19 protein-coding genes and 1 pseudogene are annotated in these 26,664 nt (G+C 70.6%); 10 read left to right on the top strand and 10 right to left on the bottom strand.

Annotated features, from left to right (window positions below):
* Positions 1-3,726 carry a response regulator gene (locus WMF43_RS08985; RefSeq protein WP_437679062.1) on the bottom strand — a complete coding sequence of 1,242 codons (3,726 nt, stop codon included), beginning with the start codon at positions 3,724-3,726 and terminating at the stop codon, positions 1-3.
* A gap of 239 nt (positions 3,727-3,965) precedes the next feature.
* Here WMF43_RS08985 and WMF43_RS08980 point away from each other — a divergent pair, with 239 nt between their 5' ends.
* Both WMF43_RS08980 and WMF43_RS08975 read left to right on the top strand, forming a co-directional pair.
* On the top strand, positions 3,966-4,181 hold the full coding sequence (locus WMF43_RS08980) for a hypothetical protein (protein WP_437679061.1): 216 nt from the start codon (positions 3,966-3,968) through the stop codon (positions 4,179-4,181).
* Between the two features lie 379 nt (positions 4,182-4,560).
* On the top strand, positions 4,561-5,874 hold the full coding sequence (locus tag WMF43_RS08975; RefSeq protein WP_437679060.1) for a GNAT family N-acetyltransferase: 1,314 nt from the start codon (positions 4,561-4,563) through the stop codon (positions 5,872-5,874).
* Between the two features lie 192 nt (positions 5,875-6,066).
* Here WMF43_RS08975 and WMF43_RS08970 read toward each other — a convergent pair whose 3' ends face one another.
* The 5 genes from WMF43_RS08970 to WMF43_RS08950 form a co-directional block, all read right to left on the bottom strand.
* Entirely contained in the window at positions 6,067-6,510 is a 444-nt protein-coding gene (locus tag WMF43_RS08970; RefSeq protein ID WP_437679059.1) for a hypothetical protein, read from the bottom strand.
* Positions 6,511-6,710: 200 nt separating this feature from the next.
* The gene (locus tag WMF43_RS08965) at positions 6,711-7,373 is read right to left on the bottom strand and encodes a glutathione S-transferase family protein (RefSeq protein WP_437679058.1); all 663 of its coding nucleotides are present in this window, start codon (positions 7,371-7,373) and stop codon (positions 6,711-6,713) included.
* 135 nt (positions 7,374-7,508) lie between these two features.
* A complete protein-coding gene (locus WMF43_RS08960) occupies positions 7,509-7,955 on the bottom strand; it encodes a DUF2147 domain-containing protein (protein WP_437679057.1) in 447 nt (148 codons plus the stop codon).
* A 402-nt stretch (positions 7,956-8,357) separates the two neighbouring features.
* On the bottom strand, positions 8,358-11,384 hold the full coding sequence (locus tag WMF43_RS08955) for a PEP/pyruvate-binding domain-containing protein (protein ID WP_437679056.1): 3,027 nt from the start codon (positions 11,382-11,384) through the stop codon (positions 8,358-8,360).
* 180 nt (positions 11,385-11,564) lie between these two features.
* Positions 11,565-13,004 carry a PLP-dependent aminotransferase family protein gene (locus tag WMF43_RS08950; RefSeq protein ID WP_437679055.1) on the bottom strand — a complete coding sequence of 480 codons (1,440 nt, stop codon included), beginning with the start codon at positions 13,002-13,004 and terminating at the stop codon, positions 11,565-11,567.
* Between the two features lie 68 nt (positions 13,005-13,072).
* On the opposite strand from WMF43_RS08950, the gene WMF43_RS08945 reads away from it, so the two are divergent.
* The 5 genes from WMF43_RS08945 (at position 13,073) to WMF43_RS08925 (ending at position 17,822) form a co-directional block, all read left to right on the top strand.
* Complete coding sequence (locus WMF43_RS08945; protein ID WP_437679054.1) at positions 13,073-13,549, top strand: carboxymuconolactone decarboxylase family protein; 477 nt, start codon at positions 13,073-13,075, stop codon at positions 13,547-13,549.
* Positions 13,546-14,355 carry an isocitrate lyase/PEP mutase family protein gene (locus WMF43_RS08940; RefSeq protein ID WP_437679053.1) on the top strand — a complete coding sequence of 270 codons (810 nt, stop codon included), beginning with the start codon at positions 13,546-13,548 and terminating at the stop codon, positions 14,353-14,355. The genes WMF43_RS08945 and WMF43_RS08940 overlap by 4 nt, the downstream gene beginning before the upstream one ends.
* Positions 14,356-14,491: 136 nt before the next feature.
* Complete coding sequence (locus WMF43_RS08935; RefSeq protein ID WP_437679052.1) at positions 14,492-15,907, top strand: hypothetical protein; 1,416 nt, start codon at positions 14,492-14,494, stop codon at positions 15,905-15,907.
* 346 nt (positions 15,908-16,253) lie between these two features.
* Positions 16,254-16,499, top strand: a complete 246-nt coding sequence (locus WMF43_RS08930; RefSeq protein WP_437679051.1) for a hypothetical protein — start codon at positions 16,254-16,256, stop codon at positions 16,497-16,499.
* A gap of 81 nt (positions 16,500-16,580) precedes the next feature.
* Positions 16,581-17,822: an FxsB family cyclophane-forming radical SAM/SPASM peptide maturase gene (locus tag WMF43_RS08925; RefSeq protein WP_437679050.1), complete on the top strand. Its 1,242-nt coding sequence runs from the start codon at positions 16,581-16,583 to the stop codon at positions 17,820-17,822.
* Here WMF43_RS08925 and WMF43_RS08920 read toward each other — a convergent pair.
* The gene (locus WMF43_RS08920; RefSeq protein WP_437679049.1) at positions 17,787-19,067 is read right to left on the bottom strand and encodes a lipase family protein; all 1,281 of its coding nucleotides are present in this window, start codon (positions 19,065-19,067) and stop codon (positions 17,787-17,789) included. The genes WMF43_RS08925 and WMF43_RS08920 overlap by 36 nt on opposite strands.
* A gap of 490 nt (positions 19,068-19,557) precedes the next feature.
* Between WMF43_RS08920 and WMF43_RS08915 the strand changes: the two genes are divergently transcribed.
* From WMF43_RS08915 to WMF43_RS08905, 3 genes and pseudogenes are all read left to right on the top strand, one after another.
* A complete protein-coding gene (locus tag WMF43_RS08915; RefSeq protein WP_437679048.1) occupies positions 19,558-20,313 on the top strand; it encodes a class I SAM-dependent methyltransferase in 756 nt (251 codons plus the stop codon).
* A gap of 108 nt (positions 20,314-20,421) precedes the next feature.
* Complete coding sequence (locus WMF43_RS08910) at positions 20,422-21,396, top strand: hypothetical protein (RefSeq protein ID WP_437679047.1); 975 nt, start codon at positions 20,422-20,424, stop codon at positions 21,394-21,396.
* A gap of 18 nt (positions 21,397-21,414) precedes the next feature.
* A pseudogene (locus WMF43_RS08905) lies at positions 21,415-22,209 on the top strand (aldo/keto reductase); the annotation flags it as partial.
* A gap of 98 nt (positions 22,210-22,307) precedes the next feature.
* Here the strand turns inward: WMF43_RS08905 and WMF43_RS08900 are convergent.
* From WMF43_RS08900 to WMF43_RS08890, 3 genes are all read right to left on the bottom strand, one after another.
* Entirely contained in the window at positions 22,308-23,801 is a 1,494-nt protein-coding gene (locus WMF43_RS08900) for a PA4780 family RIO1-like protein kinase (RefSeq protein ID WP_437679046.1), read from the bottom strand.
* Between the two features lie 402 nt (positions 23,802-24,203).
* Positions 24,204-24,473, bottom strand: a complete 270-nt coding sequence (locus WMF43_RS08895) for a hypothetical protein (RefSeq protein ID WP_437679045.1) — start codon at positions 24,471-24,473, stop codon at positions 24,204-24,206.
* Between the two features lie 89 nt (positions 24,474-24,562).
* Entirely contained in the window at positions 24,563-26,614 is a 2,052-nt protein-coding gene (locus WMF43_RS08890; RefSeq protein ID WP_437679044.1) for a serine hydrolase domain-containing protein, read from the bottom strand.
* Positions 26,615-26,664: the final 50 nt, after the last annotated feature.

The following is a 26,664-nucleotide window of genomic DNA, read 5'->3' as shown; positions in this document are numbered from 1 at the left end:
CTACGTGGTCTCTTCCTGCGCTCGCCCCGGGGGCCCGCCGCCAGGCCGGTGCCCCGGCGCCGGCCGGTCCGGGCGCGCGCTCTCCGCGTCCGCCGCGCGATGAGGCGCGCACACGCGCCGGATCTCCTCCAGGAGGACGTTGACGCCCTGGCGGCCCTTCTGGAAGATCGCGTGGGCCGACGCGCGGAGCCTCGTCCTCTCTTCGGCCGTCAGGTCCTTGACCGTCCACACGAAGACGGGGACACGGGGGCCGCCGCCCAGCTCACGAAAGCGCTCCAGGAACTCGAATCCATCCATCCCGGGCATCAGCAGGTCGAGCACCACGGCCGCGGGGCGCTCCTCCACGAGCACGCCGAGGCCGTGCGCCCCGTCATGGCTGCAAATGGCCTGGTACCCGAGCTGGGTGAGCGTCGCCGCCATGATCTTGCAGGCGCGCGGGTCGTCGTCGATCACGAGGATCTTGCACCCCGGATCGGGAGACACGCCCGCTCGCCTCAACGACGCGAGCAGCGCGTCCGGCTGGAGCGGCTTGATCAGGACCTCGTGGATGGCGAAGCCGCTCGCGAGCCCCTGCTCGGCCGTGAGCGTGACCGCGATGACCGGCGTCGTCGCGTTCGGGCCCTCCGCCCGGATCTTCCTCAGCAGATCGAGGCCGCTCTCCCCGTCCAGCAGGAGGTCCAGGGTGATGGCGGCGAAGGCGCGCTTCTGACAGAGGGCCAGGGCCTCGGCGCCGGTCGCGACGAGCTCGACCGCGTAGCCTGCCTCCGCGAGCGTCCGGCATAACCACGACCGCTCTTGCTCGTCGTCCTCGATCACCAGCACCGCCGGCGCGCCAGGGGGCGCGGCCTCGGCCGGCGTCGTCCGGTGCCGGACCTCGGGCTCGCTCGTCTTCTCGGTGACCCTCGGGAGCACGGCGAAGAACGTGCTCCCCTGGCCGACGCTGCTCACCACGCCCACGCGGCCGCCGTGGGCCTCGACGATGCGCTTCGTGAGGGCGAGCCCGAGGCCGCTCCCCTGGTGCCTCTTCGACGCGCTCGCGTCGAGCTGCTGGAACGCGACGAACAGCTGCTCGAGATCCTCGGGCCGGATGCCCATCCCCTCGTCCTCGACCTCGATGCGAAACATGTCGGGGCCTTCGCCGCGCACCCGCACCGCCACGCGGCCGCCCTCGCGCGCGAACTTCAGCCCGTTCGACAGGTAGTTGTAGAGGATCTGCTTCAGCTTGGGGACGTCGACGACCACCCGGCCGAGCGCCGTGTCGACGTCGGTCTCGATGCGTATCCCCCTCCGCGCCGCCATGTCGCGGAGCACGTCCCGTATCTCCAGGACCACCGCGCCCGGATCCACCGGCTCGGGCCTGAGATCCGTCTTGCCGGCCTCGATCTTGGCGAGATCCAGGATGTCGTTGATGAGCTGGAGCAGGTGCTGACCGCTGCTCAGGATATCCCCCATGTACTCCTTGTGCTCTTCCGACAGGGGACCCACCTTGCCGTCGTACATGAGCTCGGCGAACCCGATGATGGCGTTCAGCGGCGTCCGGAGCTCGTGAGACATGTTCGCGAGAAACTCGCTCTTCAGCCGGTTCGCCTCCTGGATCTGCAGGCTGAGCGCCTCGAGCTCCTCCGTCTTCTTCCGGAGCGCCTCGCTGCGCTTGCGCTCGCTGATGTCCGTCTGCGTTCCGGCCATCCGGAGCGGCTTGCCCGCCTCGTCGCGCGCCACGACCTTGCCGCGCGTCAGCATCCACTTCCATTCGCCGCTCTTGCAGCGCATCCGCTGCTCCACCTCGAAATGGGGCGTGAGGCCCGCGAGGTGCTCGTCCAGCAAGGCCCGGGACGCCGCCTGGTCCTCCGGGTGCATGCGCTCCTCCCAGGTGCGGGCGTGCGGCTCGAGATCCTCCACGCGCTCGCCCAGCATCTCCGCCCACCGCCCGCTCAGCTCGAGGACCTCGGTCGCGAGGTCCCAGTCCCAGAAGCCGTCGTTGCTCCCCTCGATCACGAGCTTCAGCCGCTCTTCGCTCGTCCGCAGCGCGTGCTGCGCCGCCCTGCGCGCGCTGATGTCGACCGCCGTCACCACGGTCCCGATCACCCCGTCGTCCTGGCGAATGGGGTGAGACCAGCACTCGACCACGACCCTCGTCCCGTCGTTTCGCCGCAGGATCAGCTCCTCCGCGTGCGCGGCGGCGCCGCGCGCGAGGCTGTCGTGGATGAAGGTGCTCCCGCGCTGGGGCGCCGTCTCGCCCGGCGAGGAGGGTTGCTCGAGGAGCCCGATAGGCTTCGAGAGGAGCTCGGGCTCCGTGAGGCCGAAGAGCGAGAGGCCCGCCTGGTTGACGAACGTACATCGCCCTTCCCGGTCGAGCCCCACGATCGCCTCGGCCGTCGAGTCGAGCAGGAGGCGGATCTGCCTGCCCTGGTCCGCGAGCCGCCGCTGGTCCTCCGCCGCCTTTTCGGCCATTGCGTTGAGCGCTTCGCCGATCTGAACGAGCTCTCGAACGGCCGAGGCCCCGAAGCGCTGCTCGACGTCACCCGCCTGGAACCGCCCCGCCGCGGCGACGAGCCGCCGTACGGAGGGCAGGGTCACGCGCATGACCACGAGCACCGGGAGCATCACGACCGCCAGGATCACCGCCGCCCCGGCCAGCCAGTGCCGCCGGTACGACCCCTTCACGACGCTCGCGAGCGACCCTTGAGGAACCTCGGTGATCAGGTACCAGTCGGGCCCCGGGATGTGCGCCGCCACGAGCACGCGCTGCTTCTCCCCGTCGATGACCGTGCGCGCCGCGCCGCCGGAGCTCTGCTTCGCCTCGTCGAACGTGCGTGAGAGCCCGGCATCCCCCAGGCCAGCGAGCTTCAGTGTCCCCTTGCTCTCGTGGATCCTGTCCTGATGCGCGCTCGAGATGAGCAGCGTTCCATCGCGCTGCACGAGGAGATGCAGCGCCCCCTGGTATGCCGTGAGCTCCCGGAAGCTCGTCATCACCGCGTTGACGGTGACATCGTGCCCGCTGCTGCCCGCGAAGACCCCGCCGCGGAAGAACGGCGCCACGACGCTCACCATCCACTCGCGCGCCGCCGGATCGTAGCTCGTCGGCGTCCAGCGCGGCTTCCCCTCAGGGTTGTTCGCCGGGAGCACGAGCGCCATCCATTCCGAGCTGGCAAAGTCCACGGTTGTATCGACCTGGTCGATGTAACTCGTGTAGCTGGGCCAGTACATCACGAGCCCGTTCCGACGGGGAATGATCCAGGTGCTGATGGGCTCACCTGGAGCTCCCGCCGAATACAGCTCGGTTACGCGCTTCGCCTCCAGGAGGAAGAGCTTCTCCTCGTCGTCGAGCGGGTAGCCTGCGGGCAGCCAGACGACGGCGTCTCGGCCGGGAGCGAAGCCCGCCTTGCGCGACACCATACCGCCGTCGGGCGCGGGCCCGACGATGGCGTCGAACCTCTCCGGGGAGCCCACAGGGTCATCCTGGAGCGCCATGCTCAGGATGCGGCCGTACCGGGCGGCGCTCGCTTCGGTCTCGGTCAGTCGGTCATTGATTCGCTGGGTCCAGCTGTCGTGGGCCTGCCCGAGGACGCGCATCTCCTCGCTCATCACCGCGCTCTCGATGAGCTGCGCAGTGAGCCAGAGCCCCGGGCCCACCAAGGCGAGCAACGCGACGATCAGCGTGCCCGCCACCCATAACGACAGGCTGGGCGCAAGACGGCGCTTGCCCTCGCTCGATTCCCCCCCCATGGAATTTTACATCTACATGAATTACCGGATGGGGTAAACTGGAGAACACAACCACGCTTGAGGCCGGCGCCAGCGTGGAGCGCCGACGCGGCGGCCGCCGTACTGGAAGAGCACCGTTCTTCCCCACCACGCGCCCGCCCCTCCCCCCTCCGGCGCACCAGCGCAGCGACGCTGCCGCTGTAGGATTCTTGCTCACATGCAGCGGCCCTCCGTACGGTACCGCCCGGCGGAGAGTCACCATGGAGATGCTGCTCGTCAGCGAGCGCCGCGTCGCGCGCCGCGCGGTCATCGTGATCGCCCTCCGCGCCGGGGAGGAGCCCCATGGCGACGAGCGCGCAGCGCGCCTGGTTCTGCGCGGACGCAGCGGTGTGTCGGAGGCGGTCGAGTCGCTCGTCCGCCGCAGCGTCCGTGACGACAATACACGGCGAGAATCGACCCATTGCAGATTCCCATGAACCCTTGAGGATTGACTCGCTGGAAACCCCAGCTACCCTGGTCACTCCGCATCACGAGCTCCCGCAGGCCGCCCTCCGAGCCCCCGGCTCGGTGTGCGCAGCAACGGTCCCCATACCGGCTTTCCGCCGGGGGCGCCGCTGTCTCGCCAGCGGAGAGGTCTTCGCATCCCTGGGGCTGCTCATCTAGATGAGCCGGTGACCGCGCGCCTGGGCGCACGGGGCGCAATGTCACCCTGGCTCGTGATCTGGAGACGCTCATGGGCAACTCCGGGTCAACGACAGGAAAGCGGACGCGGAGTCCGGCGGACACGTCGTGTGTTCCATCACATGGACCGCCTTCGTTCGCGAGCGAACGAAGCTGCAAAGGGGGGGGTGCCTCATGTCCTATCAATCGCGCATCGTATGTCGGAAGGCGGATCTCGCCGGGCTCTCGTCCGAGTGGGAGCGCCTCTATCGCGCTCGTCCGCAACGTCAGTTGCAGCATCGGCTCGAGCACATCGCCCTCGAGGCGGAGGAGATGCCGATGCGCCCCTCGGGGTGGACCGGGGAGGATGGCCTCATGGTCGCCGCCCTCTACGAGGGTGAGACCCTGATCGGCGCGGCGCCGTTCCTGCTGCAAGACTGGACCTGGCGCTGCCGTCTCGGGTATGCCTCCGTGGGCAGCTTCCCGGTTCGGCGGGCGGTGCTGTGCGGGACGGACTGGCTCGGGCCGGACACCCCGGCGGCGCAGGAGGCGCTCCTCGAGGCCGTCCTCCACGCGAAGGTGCCTTATCAGGTGCTCTTTATCGAGGGGTTGCCGGCCGAGTCCGATCTCCTGCGTCTCCTCCGACGATCCCCGCAGGTCGGCCGCGAGTTCTGGGTCGACACGCTGGCCGGCGCGACGCCGCGCCGCCTCGTCGATCTGAGAGGGAGCCTCGACGCGTACCTCGAGAAATTCAGCGGCCGGACGCGCCGGACGCTGAAATACAAGGCGAAGCGCCTCGCGGGCGCGATGCGCCACGGCATGGTGCTCCGGCGCTTCACGCACGAGGACGACGTGCCGAGCTTCATCAAGCTGGCGCAGCGCGTCTCGGCGCTGAGCTGGCAAGGCAGGAACCTCGGGCACTCCATCACCCCCGAGGCCTACCTGCGCAAGCTGAAGACGACGGCCACACACGGCTGGCTGCGCAGCTACGTCTTGCAGAACGGCGACACCCCGGTCGCCTTCGTGCTCGGGCTCCTGGGCGAAGGGACCTTTTACTATGAGCGCGCAGGGTACGATCCCGCGTGGGCCGCATATCACCCCGGGAACGTGCTGCTCTACATGATCCTCGAGGATCTATGCGCGGACGGGGCGCCGAAGACGGTCGATTTCGGCTCCGGGGACAACGAGTACAAGCGCATGTTTTCGACGCGGACCTACGATGAGGTGAGCATCCGCCTGGTCCGCAAGTCGGCCGCCACGCTCGTGCCGTACGTGACGAACACCGCCTGCTTCGCCGGCTCTGCGATGGTCCGAAAGGGCCTCGACCATTTCGCGCTGAGGGAGAAGGTTCGCCGGCTCCTGCGGGGAGCAAACGCTCCGGAGATGCAGCTCGAAGCCCGAGGCGCGCCGGGCGAGGCGGCCGAGGTCGCGCCGGAAGCCATGTGCGAGGTCAACGCCGAGGCGGCGCCCCGCGCAGCCCAGGAGGTGGCGCGCGCGCCGGGGCCGTGAGCCCCGCGCAGGGCAGCGACCGCGCCGTGGGCGCCCTGGCACGCCCCGCGCATATGCCCTCGCCGCTGCCCGCCGCATCCGCCGCGGGGAACGCTGCGAGGGATCCATGAGCCAGAGATCCGATCAGACCATCCAGGTGAAACCGCTTCGGTTTGCTACGCCACACTTCATCGCGCTGCGATCCGACTTCTTCTACCTACGCGCCACCGGACCGCGAGGTGCGTCCCGCAGAGGCCCGTGGTCATCCGGGAAGTTGCGGGTGCTGAGCACCTGCACGCCTGCGGTGTGATCTCCGTTGAACGGCGTCGTCGTGTTGGGACAGCCCGCGGCCTGGGCGTCCGCCGGCGAGTTGAACCAGAGCCCGAGGTGGAAGGTGTGGACCGGGGCGGTCGGCGGGTTCGAGGAGGCGTCCGGGAACGGCGGCTCATCGTGCACGACCGGCGCTGGCGCGGTGTTCGGCGCCACGATGAACGTCTCGATATTGAAGCGCCCGACGAACACCCCTGTGCCCCGGCCTCGGCCGTCCGTCTCGATGTCGCCCTGGTACCAGGAGAGGCCGAACGGCGCGTTGGGGACCTGGATCACGAAGAAGTCGAACTCGGTGTTGGGCGGTAACCCGCGGACATTGACCGTCATGACCTCGACGGGACCCAGGGAATCTATCCGCACGTTCGCTCGATGAAAAGGACGGTGTGCAGCACCGGCGCCGTGCGAGCGCCCGGCTGTCGGCGAGGTGCTCTTTCGGCGGTGCACCCGCGCTTACCATCGGTGCGCGCCGAGCTCGTGCGGAGTCCTCGCTCGAGCGCGCGCACCCCAATCGAGTCTAGTAGGGTCGCTTATCGCGCGCTCCCGCGGGGAATGCCGAGGCGGTCTTCGTAGGCGTTTAGGACCTTCACGAACGCGGGCCGCTCTTCGCAGCGACGGCGGTAGTCTTCGACGCTCGGATACTTGGCGAGGATCTCCGTCTTACGAAGCTCGCGCAGCACGCACGTGAGAATAATGTCGGCAACCGTGAAGTCAGCCCCCGTGATGAACGGCTGAGCCTGCAGCATCTGGTCGATCTTCGGCAAGAAGCGATCGAGTATCTCGACATGCCAAGGACGCAACGCCTTCAAATGGGGATTTGAGTCGCCTTGAAAATCGGCAAATAGAATCGGCAGCGAAAAAGGCTCGATGTTGTTCAATGACGTGATCGTCCAGCGATAGACCTGCGCGCGACCCTTCAGATCAGAAGGAATCAATTTTCCGGATTTCTCCGCAATATAAAGCAGAATCGCGCCCGACTCCGTCAAGACATACCCGTCATCATCGATCGCCGGAACTTGTTTGAATGGCGACACCGCTCCGAACTCGACTTCATCTTGAAGACCGTTCGGCCCGCAATCGAGCCCGACGGCCTCGTAGGCGACTCCACACTCTTCCAGCGCCCACATCGCACGAAGGTCGCGCGTGTAACCCCAGAGAAACGGCGGCAACGACTTGAAGACGTATACTCTCATGAAGCTGACCTCATCCCATCATCGAGTGAATGCACTGGCTCAGAAATAGCACGGGGCCACGCCGCGGCCGCTCCTGGCGGTTCCGAAGCCCCGCCTCTCATCCGAGGTGCACCACGACTGGTGTATGAGAAGATTTTACTTCTTCAGCCAGGTCTGGGTCCTGCCGAGGAGGGAGATGCCCAAGAAGCCGCGCACCTTTAGCTTCTTCCCGCCCTCGATCGCCTCGAGCTTGCAGCTATAGGTCTCGCCGTTGTTCGGGTCCAGGATCGTACCGTCATCGTACTCGTCGTCATCGCGGGCCATGTTCTTGATGATGACGAGCCCCACGAGGGGCTTGTTCTTGTCGGCGCCCTCACAGGCGGTGCAGACCTTCGGCTTCCCCTTCTCGTCGAGCGGGTGCTTCAGGCTCACGATCTTGCCGAAGATCTTCCCCCCCTTCTCGTAAATCTCTACCACCGACTGCTCGACCCCCTGCTCATCAATCGTCCGCCACTGGCCGGTTACAGGGAGAGGATCCGCGAGCGCGAGCGAAGTGGCGAGGGAGCAACCCAGGGCGGCAAAAAGAGCCAAGAACGTCTTCATTTCGTCAGAACTCCTTTCATCGGTCTGCGAAGCCACGGCGTTCGGCCCTGGCGTGGTGCTTGATTCGCGCGTCGGTGTGCGCCGCTGTGTGCAACATGCCTTGGAGGGAGGACTGGGCGCCGCGCCGTTTGTTCATGGGGACGGAGGGAGCGGCGGCGGAGGCAGGGCTCTGGTGAGAGGGGGAGCCGAACGGTGGACATGGCTCCTCTCGCAGCAGCCCTGCGGCGCGGTGGACGTCATTTTGCCCCCGAGGGTACCGAGCGGGCTCGTGGAGCGCAACGGCGCCGTGCAGTGGGGCGCCGGGACGTTGGGTGGCCAGCGAACGGTTGATTCTACGGGGCTGGATCCCGCCGTGGCCAAGCTGCCCTTGGCCCGCGCCTCGGCCGCGCGGGTCCGTCGAAGCTAGAACTCGCGGCAGTCGCCGGGCGCTTCAAGCGCGCCGAAGCTGTAAGGCCGCGCCTGCTTGACCAGCAGCCGGCGCTCCGGGCCGATCAGCTTCCACTCGATCTGCATCGCATACAGCCGGTTCTCCCCCTCCGGGTCCACGAGCGGCCGGTAGTGGTCGTGGATGGCCTCGAGCGCGCAGCCGATCTGCTGGATCTCCTGGAAAGACAGCACGTCGCGCCCGCGCGACAGGCTCGAGCGCGCCTGGTAGTCCACCTTCGTCGCGCGAGGCGGCGGCGTGTACACGATCTCGTCGCTGGTCACGCCGGGCGCGGGGTTGGTGACCGACGCTTCCCCGATCTGCGCGTTGATGTAGTACTGGCTGTCGCGGATGGCGTCGAGCGCGTTGCGGCTGATGCCCACGCCCTGCGCGCGCTCCGACTGCCACGCCTGGTGCACCAGCACGGCCATCGCCGCGCGCGTCTGATCCACGTGGCCGAACTCGCGCTCGTCGTAGGCGCGCATGTTCCAGAGGCTCGACCAGACCGTGCGCAGCGCGTCCTCGATGGAGCTCGACGACACGTCCAGCTCGCCGCTCGTCGACGTGTGCAGGCCCGCGCCGTTGAAGGTGGCCAGATCCTCGGTGTTGCTGCTGCTGCGCAGGCGCACGCGGCGCTCGCCGAAGCGCTCCGCGATCGCGCCCGTGATCTCGCCCAGGATCTCGGCGTCCACCGGGTGCCTCATCATCCGCTCCCGCACCCGCGAGAGGCCCTCGGCCCGCTCATGTGGATCGGCGCGGAACCTGGCGTCCTGCTCCAGCTCGGCCAGGAGCGCCGCCGCGCCGCTCGCCTCGAAGTGATCCATGTAGTGCGCGAACGGGATCGCGAAGGCGGCGGGCGGCACGAACAGCGGCACCAGGCTGGGCTGGCAGTACCGCCCCACCTCGCTCACGCGGTACAGCTCGGCCATGCCCGCCGCCTTGGAGCCGATGCTGTCGCCCGAGGAGTACGCCGCGGCGTCGAGCGGGACGATCCCGCGCACGGAGAGGTCGAGCGCCGGCGAGAGCCGCTCGCCCTTGGGCTTGCGCGCCTCCCAGTAGGCGTCCGCCTCCTCCGCGGTCGCCTCGCGGAGGTCGAAGTCCGTGGCGCGCACCTCGAGCCGCACCAGCTTGCCGAACAGGCCCCTCAGGCGGTCGTGGTCGCGCGCGCCGCGCAGGGCCATGTTCGGCGTCGCCCGGCCGCGCGCCAGCACGTTCACGTGCGCCAGCGGCGTCTGGAACGCCTCGGTGATGAGGCCGCCCATGAACGCCGTCTCGTTCGGCACGTCGTCCGTCACCACGATCACGTTCGGCCCGAGCTCGGCCGTCTCCAGCTCGCGCGCCGGGACGAACGTGAGCGTGCCGAAGCCCACGGCCGGGTTGAGCGGCTGGTAGGTGAGCCCGACGTACGGCGCGTTCGGCCCGACGATGGGCGCGGTCCCCTCGACGGCGCGCAGCTCGGCGACCTGGCGCCCCGCGGTGGGCCTTATCGCCCACGCCTGCGGGTCGGGCACCGCCCTCATCGCGGCGAAGAACGCGCGCCGCATCTGGGCGCCGATGATCTGGTCGCCGGGCGAGAACTCGACGGTCTTGGTGCCGTTCGCGTGCTCCACCAGCGTGCCCAGGAGGTAGCGGCGGCCCTCGACGCGGTAATACTCGCTCTGGCTGAACAGCCCCCAGCCGACGTCGAACTCCGCGTCCTGCTCTGGATCGCAGCGGTCGAGGTGCGGCTGCTTCTCGATGTGCTCGCGGATCCACGTGTAGTGGAGCGCCCACGCGCGCGTGCTCAGGAGGTGCACGGCGTCGCCCGCGGCCATGTCGACCACGAACTTGACGCCGGCCTCGCCGACCTCGGTGCCGCCCTTGGCCAGCTCGGCGAAGTCGGCGGCCGTCTCCAGCCGGCGCGCGCGGCCGCTCGGGAGCGCGCGCTCCGCCAGCGGCTCGCAGCCCCCGTTCGCCGCGCCGGGGCTCGCCGCCTCGCAGAAGCGCGGCGGCCCGATCGCGTCGGGCACGCGGGCCAGCGACGCGCCCTCCGGCCACGCCATGAACTCGACGCGATCGCTCGGCGCGGGCTGGCCCGCCTGCCACAACGTCGCCGCGCCCTCGAAATCGGGCGAGGCCTCGAGCTCGGCCGTATCGCCCGCGCCCACCGGGACGTTCACGCGCTCCCCGGGCCCCAGCGTGGCGGCCGGCTCCGGCCACGCGAGCAGCACGCCCGCGTCGGCGCCGGGGGGCGCCTGCCCCGGCGAGAGCGCCGAGAGGCGCAGCGCGAAGCCGTCGAGCGCCACGGGCGCGTCGCCCACGTTCAGCACCTCGACGAACCCCGCCGGCCGCAAGGCCAGCTCGGAGATGACCAGCGGCCCGGCGATGGGCGGGAACGGAGCGGGCCACTGGAACGGCGCGAAGCGGACGTTGTCGTCGAGGTTCGGCGGGTCCGGCGGATCACACGTCTCGCCGTTCGCGCGCTCGGGCGTGGCATACCGGCAGATCGACAGCTCGCCCGTGCCGTCGGGCAAACGCGCGTAGCTCTCGGAGCGCGGCAGCTCCGGCACCTCGACCAGATCGGCGAGCCCGCACGACGCCGACCACAACATCACGCGCGCGCCCGAGCTCGAGAGCTTGAACGGCAGGTGCAGCGGCCCCTGGCCCGGCGTGTCGTCGGCCCAGAACAGCGCCGTTCGACCCGGCCCGAGCGTCAGCGCCGGCAGCCGCGTCGCCTTGCCGGACTCGTCGCCCAGGTAGTACTCCCCGAGCTTCAGCGGACCCTGGCCCATGTTGACCAGCTCGATGAAATCGTCCGTCTCGCCGAGCTCATCGACCCAGGCGCCGTCGTTGCCGGTCATCACCTCGTTGATGCGGAGATCGCCGCTCGGCGCGGGCGCGCCGGCCGCAGGAACCACGAAGTCGCACGCCGAGGGCTCCGGCGGAGGCGGCGGGCTCTCGCCCGAACAGCCGACGCCGACGGCGAGCGACAAGAGGCCGGCGCCCACGCGCGCCGCGCGCGTCACACAAGAACGGTGAGAGTGGCAGTTGCGGGATGAGCTCCCCGTCATGCCGACTCCGGCAGCACGCAGCATGCCACCCGCCCGGAGCCCGGCGCGGCGCGGAACGCCCATGGAATCGAGTCGATCGGCCTCCTGGCGCCGTGTGCCGTGCGCCGAGCTGTGCCAGCGCCCGCGCCGCCGCCGTCAGGGCCGCCGGCGCGCCTGCTCGATGGCCTGCGCCAGGCGGGACACGGCCTTGCGCGCGCGCGCGGCGGGCAGCGCGGCGAACCCGAGCAGCAGCCCCTCGATCCGCCCTTTCGCCGCGCGGATCTGATAACTCGACAGCGCTGCCGGCGCGAGGCCCAGGAGGCCTGCGCGCTCGACCACCTCGCGATCGAGAGCGCCGGTCAGGCGGGTGACGACGTGCAGCCCGCCCGTCCCGCGCTCGACCTGGAGGTGCGGCGACGCGAGCTCCTCCAGCGCGCGGGAGAGCGCGCCGTGCCGCTCCGCATAGAGCGCGCGCATGCGCCGGACGTGCCGCGCGAAGTGCCCCTCTCCGAGGAAGTCGGCGGCGGCCCGCTGCACGGCGAGCGGCGGGGCGGGGTGCAGCAGGTCGGCCGCGCGGGCGAGCGCGTCGTGCGCGCCGTCCGGAACGACGAGGAAGCCGAGGCGCAGCGCGGGGAACATCGACTTGCTGAAGGTCCCCGCGTAGATCACCCGCCCCCCATCGTCGAGGCTCTTGAGGGCGGGCAGCGGCGCGGACGCGCGCTGGAACTCCCCGTCGTAGTCGTCCTCGACGACCCACGCGCCCGCGCCGCGCGCCCAGGCCAGCAGGGCGAGCCTGCGCGGCAGCGAGAGCGCCATGCCGAGCGGCATCTGGTGGCTCGGCGTCACGAAGGCGAACCTCGCGCGCGGGGCGAGGGCGGCGCCGCGGGCGACGTCGAGCCCCTCGGCGTCCACGGGCACGGGCGCGAGCCCGAGCCCCGCGAGCTCCAGCGCGGCCCGCGCCCTCTGGTAGCCGGGGTCCTCGATCCACGCCCGGTCTCCCGGCCGCGCGAGCGCCCGCGCGAGCAGGCCGAGCGCGCCGTGGTAGCCCCCGGTGATCATCACCTGCTCCGCGCGCGCGACGACGCCGCGCGAGACCGCGAGGTGCGCGGCGATGGCCTCGCGCAGGGCGCCGTCGCCGCACGGGTCGGAGCGCGCGAGGTCCACGGCCCGGGCGCGCCGCGCGTGCCGCCCGAGCAGCCGCGACCAGGTCGCGACCGGGAACACGTCGACCGCGGGGACGCCCACCTGGAACGGGCGGAGCGCCGCGCGGGCGTGCGGCCCGACGCGCGGCGGCTCGGGCGCCGCCGCCGGCGCGCCGCGCGGGGCGATGGGCAGCGGGCTCGTGACGAACGTGCCGGCCGCGCCGCGCGTCGCGAGGAACCCCTCCACGGAGAGCCGCGCGTACGCGACGTCCACCGTCCCGCGGGAGACGCCCGCCTCGAGCGCCATGGCGCGCGCCGAGGGGAGCCGGGCGCCCGGGGAGAGCGCGCCGGAGAGCACGGCCTCCCGGATCCGGTCGTACAGCTGCGCGTGCAGCGGCCGCGCGCCCCGCTGCCGCCGATCCAGGCGGTGGAGCCCGGCGCCGCGGGCGCTCACGATGGCCTACTCGGTTTTGCGGACCTTGGCACTGTCGCTGGGCCATCATGAACGTATCCTGCCGGGCCATGGCAACTGAAAATTCCCGGCTCGACCTGGCGGGCTTTGAACATCTCGCCCCCGAGACCGCCCGCGCGCTGCGCGCGATCTCGGCGACCACGAAGCAGAGCGCCCTCGGCGCGGAGCTCATCGAGCTCGTCAAGCTGCGCGCCTCCCTGGTGAACCGCTGCCCCTTCTGCGTCGCGCTGCACCGGCGCGAGGCGCGGAGGCTGGGCATCTCGGGCGAGCGGCTCGAGGCGCTCGCCCGCTGGCGCGAGTCGCCGCACTTCGCGCCGCGCGAGCGCGCGGCGCTCGCCTGGACCGACGCGCTGACCGAGCTCCCGGACGGCGACGTGCCGGACGAGGTGCACCGCGAGGTGTCGGCCGCGTTCTCCGGCGCCGACCTGGCGGCGCTCACGTCGGTCGTGGCGACGATCAACGCCTGGAACCGCATCGCCATGGCGTACCGGTTCCCGGCGGCGCCCGGCGAGGAGGGCGGCGCATGAGCGGGCCCAACGCCAGCGCGGCGCGGCTGCGGGCGCTGCACGCGCCGGGGCAGCTCCTCGTCCTGCTCAACGCCTGGGACGCCGCGAGCGCCCGGCTCGCCGAGGCCGCCGGGGGCGCCGCGGTCGCGACGAGCAGCGCGGCGATGGCCTGGGCGCACGGCGCGGCCGACGGAGAGCGCCTGCCGTTCGACCGGTTGCTCGCCGCGACGCGCGACATCCTCGCCGCCGTGCGCGTCCCGGTGAGCGTCGATCTCGAGCGGGGTTACGCCGCGAGCGCCGCGGGCGTGGCCGACGCCGTGTGCCGCCTCGCGGAGGCGGGCGTCGCGGGCGTCAACCTCGAGGACGGGGCCGAGCCGCCCGAGGCGCTGGCCGCGAAGCTGCTCGCGGCGCGGGGGGCGCTCGGGCGCGCGGGGCTGGACCTGTTCCTGAACGCGCGCACGGACGTGTTCCTGCGCCGCGCGCTCTCCGGCGACGCGGCGCTCGACGAGGTGGTGCGCCGCGGGAGGTGGTATCTCGACGCGGGCTGCGACGGCTTCTTCGTGCCGGGCCTCTCGGCGGCCGAGGCGCTGGCGCGCGTCGTCGCGGAGGTCCCCGCCCCGCTCAACGTGTGGGCCTCACCGGCGCTGCCCTCGCTCGAGCAGCTCCGATCCCTCGGCGTGCGCCGGGTGAGCGTCGGTCCGCGCCTCGCGCTCACGGCGCTCTCGGCCGCGAGGCAGGACGCCGAGCAGGTCCTTCTAGGCCGGTGGGCGCCGCCGTCCCACGGGGCGCCGCTGACGTACGCCGAGGTCAACGCCTGGTTCGCGTGAGCGCCTCGCGGAGCGGCGCCTTGCTGGAACACAAGCCCTCGGTCGCGCGGCAGGCTGCCGGTCCGGTAGACCACGCGCTGCCGCCTTGCCGCGCGTCCGCCTTGCCGCGCGTGCCCAGCCACGCCACCACACCGCCGTGTCCCCCCTCCTCGTCGCTGTTCGCGCCGCCCTCGCGGCGGCCCCGGTCGCCTCCAGCTCGCCCCCCGACCCGTGGCATGCGTGGCTCCTCGTGACGCTCGCGCGGCAGGTCGATCGGCAGCGCTGGTTGGTGCGGGTTCAACACGAGCGCCTCCTTCCCGACTCCGACGAAGGCAACGTGCCGGGCATGCCGGGTTGGAGGTTCCTCTTCCACGGCCGCGGCCTCTGCCTGACCGCGCCCGATGGCGAGGCGATCGACGTCGACGACCACGGCGACGGCGGCCTCACGATCGATCCTTACTTCTTCGCCCACCGTATCCTGACCATGGCTCACCCCAGGCTCCCCGAGCGGCGCCTGCGCGCGTTCCTCCCCACCGCCGACGTCATGGTCGCCGCGATTCGTGAGCTCACCCGGGAGGGCCTGCTCGTCCCCGGCGAGCACGGACACGTCTTCCGCGTCCTCCCCGAGCTCGAGGCGAACGCCGAAGCGTTCGCCTCGATCGACTTCTCCGACGCGGCGCGCCGCGCGCGCTGGGCGGAACACCTCGGCGATCACGAGCTGCTCGCCCGCGAGAGGCCCTCGGCGGCCGCCCAGGAGCGAGCCGCGATCCAGCGCGAGGCGTACAAGCGGTACCTGCTCGCGGGGCTCGCGTGCGAAGCGACGGCGCGCGCGTTCGTCGATCCCCTCGAGGCGGTGCTCACGCCGGCGGAGTTCGTCCATGCATGCGCGGGGTTGATCGACGCTCCGGTGGGCGCGACCGCGGGGCACGCGATCGAGCGGCTCGACGCGCGCCCGGACTACCCGGTCTGCCCGGCGGTGAGTCGGCTCCTCGCCCGCGCGGATCCGGCGCAGGATCATCCCTACGCGGTGCACGCCGCCGCCCGGTACCTGCTGCGCCGCGGGATCGAGCGCGATCGCGCCGTCCGCGGGGCGCTGGCGTTCGCGCGCGTCGAGGTCGTTGCGGGCTACCGGGGCAACCCGTTCCTCGGCGAGCTTGCCCTGCTGCTCCTCGAGTACGCACCTCCGCACGCGCTCGCCGCGCTCCGCCGAGGGCTGCGGTCGAACACCCCCGCGGTCCGGAAGAAAGTCGCCGCCGCGCTCGCGGTGCTCGACCAGCCGTGGTGCCTCCGAGAGCTCCTCCTCGCGCTGGACGACGCGACCACGTTCGAGGCCTCGGCCGCGGTGCGGGCCGCGCTCTCGTGGATGGGCGCGGAGGAGGCGCGCGCGGCGGTGAAGCGCTGGACGCAGACCCACGTCCTGCGGGTGACGGAGGGCCCGGGCTACGGATGGGAGGAGGTCCAGGAGGCCAGCATCGCTGATTTCCTCGCGCACGAGATCGACACCCTTCGCGCGTGGAGCGACGCGGTACGACCGGGGATCGACCCGGATTTCGACCGCGTGGTGTGGGGGTGATACGTCAGCTGTCCGCGGGGTTCTTCGTGGGATCCCACTGGACCCTTGCGACCCCGGCGTGCCCATCGACGGCGACACGTTCGGCCGTCCGCGGGGCTGATCCGCTGAACCGTCAGCCTCCGGCCCTGACGGTGGCCGTGCCGGGCGCGCGAGGAGAACCATCGGTACATCCACCGAAGAGCCCACCTGCGCCCCAGAGCCTGCGGCCCCCCGTGCTCCTCGACACCCGGGCCTGTTCCGGCTGGGACCCGGTTGCGGGCGGGCACCGACAACGCAAATTTACCGTGAGACGCCCCAGGACGGATGGACGTGCTGGGCGCGCCGGAACTGGGAGTTGAGGACGAACATGGATACGGATGCACCCTTGGACGCCGCAACGGCGCCGCACGGCGAAGAACCCCGCGAGCTCGACCTTGCCACGCTGAACGCCGATCCGGAGCACATCCGGAAGATCCAGAAAGAGGCGGTGAAGTCGGCCATGCTGTCGGTCGCGGATCTGCGAGAGGGCCGGGGGCGCCACCACGCGCTTGCCTTCGGCGAGTGGGATGACTTCAACTCTGCGCCGAGACCGGGCGTGTTGCCTGAAGGCTGACGGCGGCACGGCACGGCGAGGAAAACGCGCGATCGCCCGGAGCTCTTTCCCGCGGCCACCCCTATCGAGGATGCACCCGACATGGCACCCACCGTGAGGTTATCCGTCGCGACCGAACAATCTCACGTCGTGCCCATCTCGACCTACGTGGTGAAGGTGGTGAGCCGCTGCAACCTCAATTGCAGCTATTGCTACATGTACAATCTGGCGGATCGGACGTACGAATCCCAGCCCGCGGTGATGCGCGAGGACGTCACGGCGGCGCTGTCGAGGCGCATCGCGGCGCACGCGGCGCGGCACGACATTCCGAGCGTCCACGTCATCCTGCACGGCGGAGAGCCGCTCCTGCTCGGCAGGCGCCGCTTCCGCGCGTGGGTGGAGCAGGTCAGGGGCGCGCTGGAGGAGGGCGGCGTCCTCGTCTACTTCAGCGTTCAGTCGAACGGCGTGCTGATCGACGACGCGTGGATCGATCTGCTGGCCGACCTCTCCGTGAACGTGGGCCTCAGCATCGACGGCCCGAAGCGCTTTCACGATCGCCACCGGGTGGACCACCAGGGCGGAGGGTCGTTCGACGACGTCGTCGCGGCCATCCAGCGCCTCAAGGCGCACCCTCGGGGGCCCAGGATCTTCGCGAACGTGCTCGCCGTGATCAACACGGACATCCCGCCTCGGGAGATGTTCGCGCTGTGGCAGCTCCTCGACGTGCCGGGCATGGATTTCCTCCTTCCCCACGCGAACCATGAACACCGGCCGCCGGCGGGGGCGATGTCGTACGGCGACTGGATGGTCGAGGTCTTCGACCTCTGGTTCGAGCAGAACCGGCCCGATCGGCACGTGCGGTTCTTCGAGAACATCCTGCGCCTCCTGTTCGGGCATCCGATGAGCACCGACAACATCGGCGGGAGACCTTCGGGGGCGATCATCGTCGAGACCGACGGCGGCATCGAGCCGACCGACGCGTTCAAGTGTTGCGAGCACGGGCTCACCAAGCTGGGCCTCAACGTGCTGCGCAACGAGCTCGACGACGCGCGCCGCTCGCCGATCATCCGCGCGATGCAGGAAGGCGCCACGGCGCTCTGCGCGACGTGCCACGCCTGTGATCTGCGGGACGTGTGCGGCGGCGGCTACATGCCGCATCGCTTCAGCCGGGAGCGGCGGTTCGACAACCCCTCCGTGTACTGCGAGGACCTGCAGAAGCTCATCCGCCATATCCGACAGCGCGTCGTCGAGTCGCTGCCCCCCGAGCTGATCGCGGCGGTCCGTCGAGACGGGGGCCGCCCCCCGCGCTCACAAGAACTCGCTGCCGGGCGGGACCTCCCGTGAAGTCCGCAGGTAGTTGATGGGCATGTGGTCGGCCATAGAATAACGCAACCACCATCGCTTATGCAGGATCGGGGGCATGAGGTTCCTCTTGACCCAGGCCATGCGCCCGACGTCGGGGAACAGGGGATCGATGGGAAACTGCTCCGCGAGCCACGACGCAAGGCTGCCGGCCAGGGCGAGCGCTCCGAAGCGCGCCTGACGCGCGCTCGCCCCGTCGCTGCTGACCCAGCCCCCGCGCTCCCGCTTGTACTCCTGGCCGAAGTGTTCAAAGTCCCCTGCCGTACGCGGCGGCAGGTGTGGGACCACGTCCTTGTCGTAGATGTGCCGGAAGAGCATGTGCCCGAAATGTTTCTGGAAGTTCCTGGCAAACGCCCGATCACCGACCATCGGTTGGCCGAACGTGTAGATCCCGCGCAGCAGCGGCCGCAGGTCGCGGAGCTCCTCTTCCGAGTAGATCATGGCGGCCGCGAGGACGGCCAGCGCCCCGCCCAGGCTATGGCCGGTGATGTAGAGCGCCTCCAGCTTGGACCGGAGCGCTTCCTCCAGCGCCCCCATCACGGTCCGTAGCCTCGCCCGGTGGACGCAGCGGGGGTCCTGCTCCCGCAAGCTCGGCACCTCGCCGCAGGCCGCGGAAGAATCGTCCCCCATGGACGGAGCGCAGACCTTGCTTCGCGTGGTGCGCTGCCATACTCTACATATGGATTCGCCATTCTTGGCGGTCAAGAGGTGCTCTCTTACGCTTGGCCACACCGACAGGATGCCCCGATAAAAGCTGCCGTGAACACGTCCCGCGGCGAAGAACGGATCCGGTTTGATGTTGATGTTTGCCAGCCAGTTGGTGATGGGCTCCAGCTGCGATCCTCGGAAGGCCAGGATGACCACCCGCCCATCCCTGCTCTGGAGGATATGCACGAGTGAATCCATGAGGAGCCCCTGGTTCTGGAATGATTTGGAGACACAGATGCACGGCAGCCCGCGGAGCTCCATGATATTGACGATGTCCTCGTTCTCCGGCGAGTACGACCACGCTGCCACGGAGGCGAGGATGGATGTGGCGTTGTGGCTGTACGCGCCTGGGCTCACGCTCACGAGGCGTTTGACAACGTCGTCGTTCTTCACACGCGCCGCTGCAGCCGCCCACTCCGCCGGGAAGCTGGAGATCGCACGCTGAAATGTATCCGCCACGCGGTCGTCGACGACGTGATTCAGCACGCCATCGCTGGACCACAAACGCTCGTTCTTCATCGCTCACCTCACCCCTCGTCTCCCTTCGAGTGGAGCTCGCTGCGAGATCCGCGACGAGCGCGCAACCCCGCCGGGGGACGACGTGCCGCCGTCCGGAGACCCGCTCGCGTGAGCCGCACCTCCCATCACCAGCGCGCATCGCGCGCTGGTTCGACGCGCACACGCGACCTTTCGCGCCCACTACATACCCGCGCCAGCCGGCGCCGGAGCGTTCAACCCCACACCTCAACCTACCATCGCCTCCCTCCTCTGCAACCGCTTGGGCATGGCGGCGGCCAGCGAGGGACGTGCCGGTCTCGGGAAGAGAAGAGAGGAGACGTGGACGCCCCTGCCAGAAGGCCACCCGTGCTCGCGAGATGCGGCAAAGGCCGTCCGTTCCGGTCCCGGGCCGACCCGGCGGTGCGCAGGCGAACGCGCTCAGCGCCCAGAACGGAGCCATGAGCCGCGCGGATTTCGGGTATGAGAGAGGCTCACGAACAGGAGACGCCCCATGCGCATCACGATGTCGCCCCAGGACTACGCCACGGCGTTCCGCCTCCTCTCCGAGACCTCCAGGCACCCGGAGAACGTCGCGGAGGCCATCCGGCAGCGCGTCGTCCCCGACTTGCCCGAGAAGCCGTCGCTGCTGGACGTCGGCGCCGGCCCGGGCGCCATCGCCGCGCGGCTCGCCCCCTATTTCGACACGATGACCCTGATCGAGCCGAACGATGCGCAGCTCGGCTCGTCCGCGCCGGCCGGCGCGGAGATCGTCCGCGACGTGTTCGAGCGGTTCGAGTCGCCCAGGCGGTACGACCTCGTCCTGTGCTCCCACGTGCTCTATCACGTGCCCCTCGCGGAGTGGGGCGGCTTCATCGACAGGCTGCTCGCGTTCGTGCGCCCGGGGGGACACTGCGCCATCGTGCTCGGCGCCCCGCGCGGCCAGAACTACGAGCTGCACCTCGATTTCACCTCGATGGTCATCGACAGCTCGGTGCTCCTCAAGACCCTGCGGGACAAGCAGCTCGCGTTCGACGTGGTCGGGAGCCACAACGCGTACACGGCGGCGACCCTGGAGGAGATGGTCACCCTGTGCCGCTTCTTCGTGCTCGCGGACTGCTACTCCGCCGAGCAGCTCGCCGCGCTGACGGAGCCCGAGGCGCGCGCGCTCGACGACAAGATCCGCGGGCACGCCGCGCGCTGCCTGACCGAGGACGGGACGTACCGCCTGCGCCAGGAAGACGACACGATCCTCCTCCGCCGGGCGTGAGCGCCCGCGCGGCGCTCATGTGAAGGTCACGATCGGCTGAAGGCCCGAGGGAAGTTGCATCCGCTCCCCCCCATCCGGTAGCGTCGGCCTCGGGTACAATATTCCGTGGTGGCCCCGATCGTTGTCGACATCGCGTCGGGCCCCGCCGTGAGCGGCGAGCTCGCGGAGATCCTCGTGGAGGCGTGCTCTCGTGCGGCCGGGGGCGGCGGGTGTGTGCTCGGCGACCCGAAGCGCACCGGGGCCCCGATCAAGGCGTTCGCCGTGGTCTGGCTGGACGGCCCGGACCATCGCCACCTCCGGGTCGACGTCGCCTCGGTCGGCTCGCCCGACGGCGCGCTGCACTCGCGCGAGCTCGAGTTCCGCGAGGAGGATCCGCTGCCCGATCGTTACCGCACCGCGGGGCTGACGGTCGCGGCGATGGCGGCGGCGCGCGCCGGCCCCCCGGCCCCCCCTGCCGGCGCCGAGCCCAGACGAACCGCCGGGCCGGCGACGCCGGGAACCGCCGGCCCGGCGACGCCGCGGCCGGTGGGCTGGTTCGCCGGCGTCGGCGGGCTCGCCGGCAGCGGGCTCGAGGGTGGTCCCGCCCGGATCGGCGGCTGGATCATGGCGGCGGTGCACGACCAGCGCTCCGGGTTCTTCGGGACGCTGTCGGCGTCCTATGCCGCCGCGGCCGCGCGTGACCCGGCGCCGGGGTTGTGGGTGCAGTGGCTCACGCTCGGCGGGGGAGGCGGCATCGCCGCGCCGATCGAGCCGATCGACGTGCTCGTGCGAACGCGGGTCGAAGTGGCCTTCGACTGGACGAGGGTCTCTGCCAGCGACCCGGCCAAGCCGGCCGGCCCGGACATGCCCATGGATCCGGCCGAGCCGACCGACCCGAAGACGTCCGGGCAGGTGTTGGGTATCGGGACACGCGCGGCCGTCGACCTCGTGTGGCCGGCGGACGCCCCCGTGGCCCTCGTCGTGGGCGCCGAGGCGGCCCTGCGGATCCACGGGACCCCCCTCCGGCTGCACCTCAAGCCTGACCCGAAGCTGCCGACGGGCGGCTTCACCGGCACGCTGGGAGTCCAGCTGCGCCTTCACTAGGGACTAGGGTCGTTCGTGCGGCCCGGCGATCCCAACTCGGGCGGCAACCATCGCAAGAGCATGGTGCGCTCGGTCGAGGCGAGCCTCGAGCGGCTGAGGACCGATTACATCGATCTCCTCTACCTGCACGCCTGGGACGGCACCACGCCCGTGGAGGAGGTCCTGCGCGCGATGGACGATCTCGTCCGTTCGGGGAAGGTGCTCTATGTCGGCATCTCCGACGCGCCCGCGTGGCAGGTCTCGCGCATGCAGGCCATCGCGGACCTGCGCGGGTGGGCGCCGCTCGTCGCGCTTCAGATCGAGTACAGCCTGATCGAGCGCACGGTGGAGCGGGATCTCATCCCCATGGCGCAGGAGATGGGCCTCGGGGTCATCCCGTGGTCGCCGCTGGGGAGCGGCGTGCTGACCGGGAAGTACACGAGGGCCGATCTGGACATCGGCGACGGCGCGGCGAGTCCGGCCGGCACGCGCAAGAACCTCGCTGCCGCGAACGGCGCGTTGACCGAGCGGGGTCTCGAGATCGCCGAGGTGGTGAAGGCGGTCGCGGCCGAGAGCGGCAGGACGCCGTCGCAGATCGCGATCGCCTGGACGCTGCTCAACCCGGCCGTGACCGCCCCGATCCTGGGCGCGCGGACCCTGAAGCAGCTCGAGGACAACCTGGGCGCCCTCGACGTGCGGCTGACCGACGACCAGCGCGCCCGGCTCGAGAGGGCCAGCGCCGTCTCGCTCGGCTTCCCGCACGATTTCCTGGCGCGGCCGATAGTCCGAGGCGTCCTCTTCGGCGACGTGAAGATCGCCGCCCGGCGATCCTGAGGTGAGCCCGCTCGCGGCCAGCGTCCCGCCGCCAGCCGACCGATGTTCCAGCACGCTCTCCCAGCGTCCACGCGGCGGCCACCGTACTGGAAAGCACCTCAGGAGTTCCGGCGCGTGCCCGAACGCCGATCGCTGGTGCTCACCGAGATGACGACACGGCGGCGTGGCCGCGACGCCGCCAGCGGCTCCCCTTGCTGCGGCGGCCCTTGCGTCGCCTGGTGCTGCGGCGGCCCTTGCGTCGCCTGGTGCTGCGGCGGCCCTTGCGTCGCCTGGTGCTGTTGAGGCCTGTGCGGCGCCTCGTGGTGCTGCCGCCTCTGCGGCGCCTCGTGGTGCTGCCGCCCCTGCGGCGCCTCGTGGTGCTGCCGCCTCTGCGGCGCCTCGTGGTGCTGCCGCCTCTGCGGCGCCTCGTGGTGCTGCGGCCTTTGCGGCGCCTCGTGGTGCTGCCGCCCCTGCGGCGCCTGGTGGTGCTGCGGCCTTTGCGGCGCCTCGTGGTGCTGCCGCCTCTGCGGCGCCTGGTGGTGCTGCGGCCTCTGCGGCGCCTCGTGGTGCTGCGGCCTTTGCGCGGCCTGGTGCTGCGCGGGCCGTTGCGCCGTCGCATGCTGGGCCGGCCGATGGTTCGGTCCATGCTGCTGCGGTCGCTGCCTCGCCTCGTACTGCACCGACGGTTGTCCCTCGGTCGTTCGCCCCTCGGTCCTGGGCGCCTCGGGGGCGGGCGCGGGCGGTTGGGCGGTCTTCGGCGCTCCCCGCATGCTGATGCCCTGACGCTCGCGGCGCTTGCGCTCGTCGTGGTTCGCTTCGCCGATGAGGTCGAGCACGGCGCGGGTATCCACCCTCCGCGCGGAGACCCGATGGCGGCCGGTCAATCGGGTCTCAGGGGTGAGCGCGCTGCTTTCGTAGAGCTCCCACATCTCCTCGCCATAGGCGAGTCGCCGTTGCTCGGGCACGAAGCGCGCGAGGAAGCGATGGAGATTGTCGACGTCACGGAGCAGGAGCTTCCTGGCGTTCTGGTTCTTCGCGGCGTCCACCGATTGGGGGAAGTCGATGATCACCGGCCCGTCGGCGCTCATGAGCACATTGTAGTCCGACAGATCGCCGTGTACGACGCCGGCGCACAACATCCGCACGACCTCGCCGATCAGGCGCTGGTAGACCCACGTGGCCTGATCTCGGTCGAGGCTCGTCTCGGCGAGGCGAGGCGCGGGGTAGCCGTCGGCGTCGGCGACCATCTCCATCACGAGCACGCCGTCGATCGCGAGGTACGGCGTCGGCACGCGGACGCCTGCGTCGCGCAGGCGGTAGATCATGTCCACCTCGGTCGAGCGCCAGGCGGCCTCGTCCTGAGCCCGGCCGTGGCGCGAGCGTTTGTCCATCGCGCGCTGGTCGCGGCTGTTGCGCACGCTGCGGCCCTCGGTGTACGCCGCGCGGTTCTTGAAGCTGCGGTTGTGCGCTTCTTTGTAGACCTTCGCGACGCGCAGCTCGCCGCCCGACCGGACGAGGAAGACCACCGCTTCCTTTCCGCTCATCAGCGGTCGTACAATCTCGTCGATGAGCCCTTCGTCGACCAGCGACGTGAGGTTGCTCGGAATTTGCATGTTCTCGTGTGTCTTCGTTCCGTCGGAGGAAGAATCCCTCGGCGTCCTCTTGCCGCAAAAGATGGTGCGCTGCAACCGTATCGCACGCGCCGGCGGCTGCGTCGCGCTCTGGGCGCCGCGTGGAGCGGCTCTACGAAGGGCGCGCCGCGCGCCGCGCGCCGAGGCGCGTGCGGCGCCGGCGAGCATCTCGTAGAGGGTGACGCCGAGAGAGTAGAGGTCGGTGCGGTGATCGAGCGCTGGGTTCATGCGCCAGGTCTGCTCCGGTGACATGTAGGTCAGCGTGCCTTCCAGCGCGTCGGGGCTCCTGGCCCGCTGGACCTCCTGCGAGAGGCGCGTCGCGACGCGGAAGTCGATCCAGCTTGGCCGTTCGCGGCGCGACGCGGGCGAGGTCGAGGTGGGCTGTCAGGCGGCCTGGATGTCGATCCAGGCCGGAGGGTCGCTCGCGGGGAAGGACTGTCTCGACGCCTCGTCCACGGCCTCTTCTGTCGAGGCCGGCGCGTCATCGTGCGGGATCGTGCCGCCGCGATCGGCCGGTGTCTCCGGAGTCCGCCGCTCGCGCTCCTGCTCGCCCGCGTCGCCGGCCCTGGCCGCCCGGCGCTCATCGCCGCTGGCCGCCGGGCTGTCGAGCGACTCCGGGTGTTCTCGCGTCGCCACCGCCTCGGTCATTTCCATGTGAAATCCCCCAGCTCTCCGCTCTCTCTCCGCGAGAGCTGGAGCCGGCGATGCGTGCCGCAAGGGGCATTCCGCGCGCACGATCGCGGTCAGCGCTCCTCGAACACGTACTCGTGCTGCGCGTCGCGGAGCACGAGCGCGCGCTTCGGCCCGGCGCCGACCACGAACTCGAGCCCGACAAGGCCGGGGACGATCGTCAGGAACGAGATCGAGCCGTCGGGGTTCTTGCGCGATCCGACCTCGCTCTTCCATTCGCCGAAATCGAACACCGTCGCGGCGCCGGCCCGCGCAACCGCGACCTCGCCGAGCGCCGCGTTCGCGTAGCGCGGCGCGAGCTTTCCGGTGTGCGCAGGGTCGGCCGGCACCGTGAGCAGCTTGCGCTCGGCCGCGAGATCGTCGAAGAACTTCTTGCCCTGCGCCGCGATCTGCGCGTCCGCCTCCGGCTCGCCGTCGAACAGCGCCTCGAGCAGCTTGCGGCGAAACACCGTGCGGATCAGCCAGCCCGGATCGCCGTTGGTCAAGATGACCGCGCCGACGCCGTGCTCGGGCAGCCACAGCATGTCGCTGTGGTAACCGATCATGTCGCCGCCGTGGCGCACGACGGGCACGCCGTAGGTGCGGTCGACCGTCAGCCCCATCCCGTACGTCGCGTCGACGCCGATCGCGATCTGCGGCGCCCGCCGCGCGAGCAGCGCGTCCTTGGAGATGTACTGCGCGCCGTTCGGGAGCTTGCCCTCGGCGAGCTCCATCATCACGTACTTGAGCATGTCGTTGACCGTGCTCCACCCGCCGCCCGCCGGGCGCACCGGGATGATCGAGGTGTTGACGGCGTTGATCGCGAGCGCCGGCTTGCCGTCGACGTCGGGCGCGTGTGCGACCGCGGAGTTGCCCTGCTGGGCGCGGGCGAAGTCGAACGTGGTCGCCTTCATCCCGAGCGGATCGAACACCAGCGCCTGCATCGCGCGGTCGTACGCGGCGCCGAGCTCGATCTTCGGGTAGGCGACGTGGCCGCCGATGAACCCGGCCGCCGCCGCGAGCGGGTTGGAGTACTGGAACAGCTCGCCGAACTGGCTCGTCGGCTGCATCGTCCCGAGGACCGCCATCGCGCCTTCAGGCTTGATCCCCTTGAACTGCAGGAGCCACTCCAGATCCTGCCGCGGCATGCCCGTGCACGCGCAGATGAGGTGCTTGACCTGCACGCGGCTCGTCGTGTCCGCGTCGCCGAGCTTGAAGCTCGGGAGCGCGTTCGTCGCCGGCGTCTCCCACGTGAGCTTCTTCTCGTCGACGAGCTTGGCGAGCATCAAGGTCGTCAGCGCCTTGGTGTTCGACGCGACGATGTAGCGCGTGTCGGCGTCCACAGGCGCCTTCTTGCCGAGCTCGCGCACGCCGAAGCCGCCGGCGAACACGACCTTGCCGTCCTGGACGAGGCCGACCGAGACGCCGGGCACGCCGAGCTGCTTCTGCGCGGCCTCGACGAACGCGCCGAGCGCGGCGATCCGCGCTTGATCGAGCTTGTTGGCCGCCTTGCCCGCGAACGACTCACGCTTGCGGCCCTTCGGCAGCAGCCGATCGAAGATCGCCCTGACCTGGCCGCCCCGCTTCTCGCCGACAGGCTGGGTCATGTCGTAGATCACCACCGTCCACGTGCCCCCCGCGAGCATGGTGTTGGCGAGGACATCGCGGCGCTCGTTCGGCGACGTCTGGTAGACGTACGTGCGCCTCTTCGACCAGCCGTCCTTATCGGGCATGTCGCTCGCCACCTTGAGAGGCCACCTCGCGTCGGGCCGGTACGCCTTCCACGCCGCCGCGACGGCCGCGTCGGCGTCGCTCGCCTGCACGTCGACGATCGCGATATGCGAGTCGCCCTCCGGCGGCTCGAGGATCGTCGCCGGCTCGCGCACGGTGATCCCCCACCCGGCGGGCGCAATAAACATGTTCCCGGCGACGGTCGTCTTCGGCGTGTCGGCGGCGAGCCGCTCCAGGGTCGGGCCCGGGGTGACCGGCGCCGCGCTCGCGGCGAGCGGCGCCGCCGCGCTGGAGACGATCGGCGCGGGCATGGACGCAGGCGTGACCGCGGCTGGCTCGCTCGAGCCACAGGCGGCGAGGAGAAACGTGGCGAAGAGGCAGGTGAGAGCTCGCATGGCGAGCACCGTACCATCACCATTTCACGGCGAGGTGCGGGTTGTGTGGA

Source organism: Sorangium sp. So ce131 (assembly GCF_051519095.1).
Taxonomy (GTDB): Bacteria; Myxococcota_A; Polyangia; order Polyangiales; family Polyangiaceae; genus Sorangium.
The sequence above is the reverse complement of the archived record's forward strand: the minus strand, read 5'-3'. Positions and strand labels throughout refer to the sequence as shown.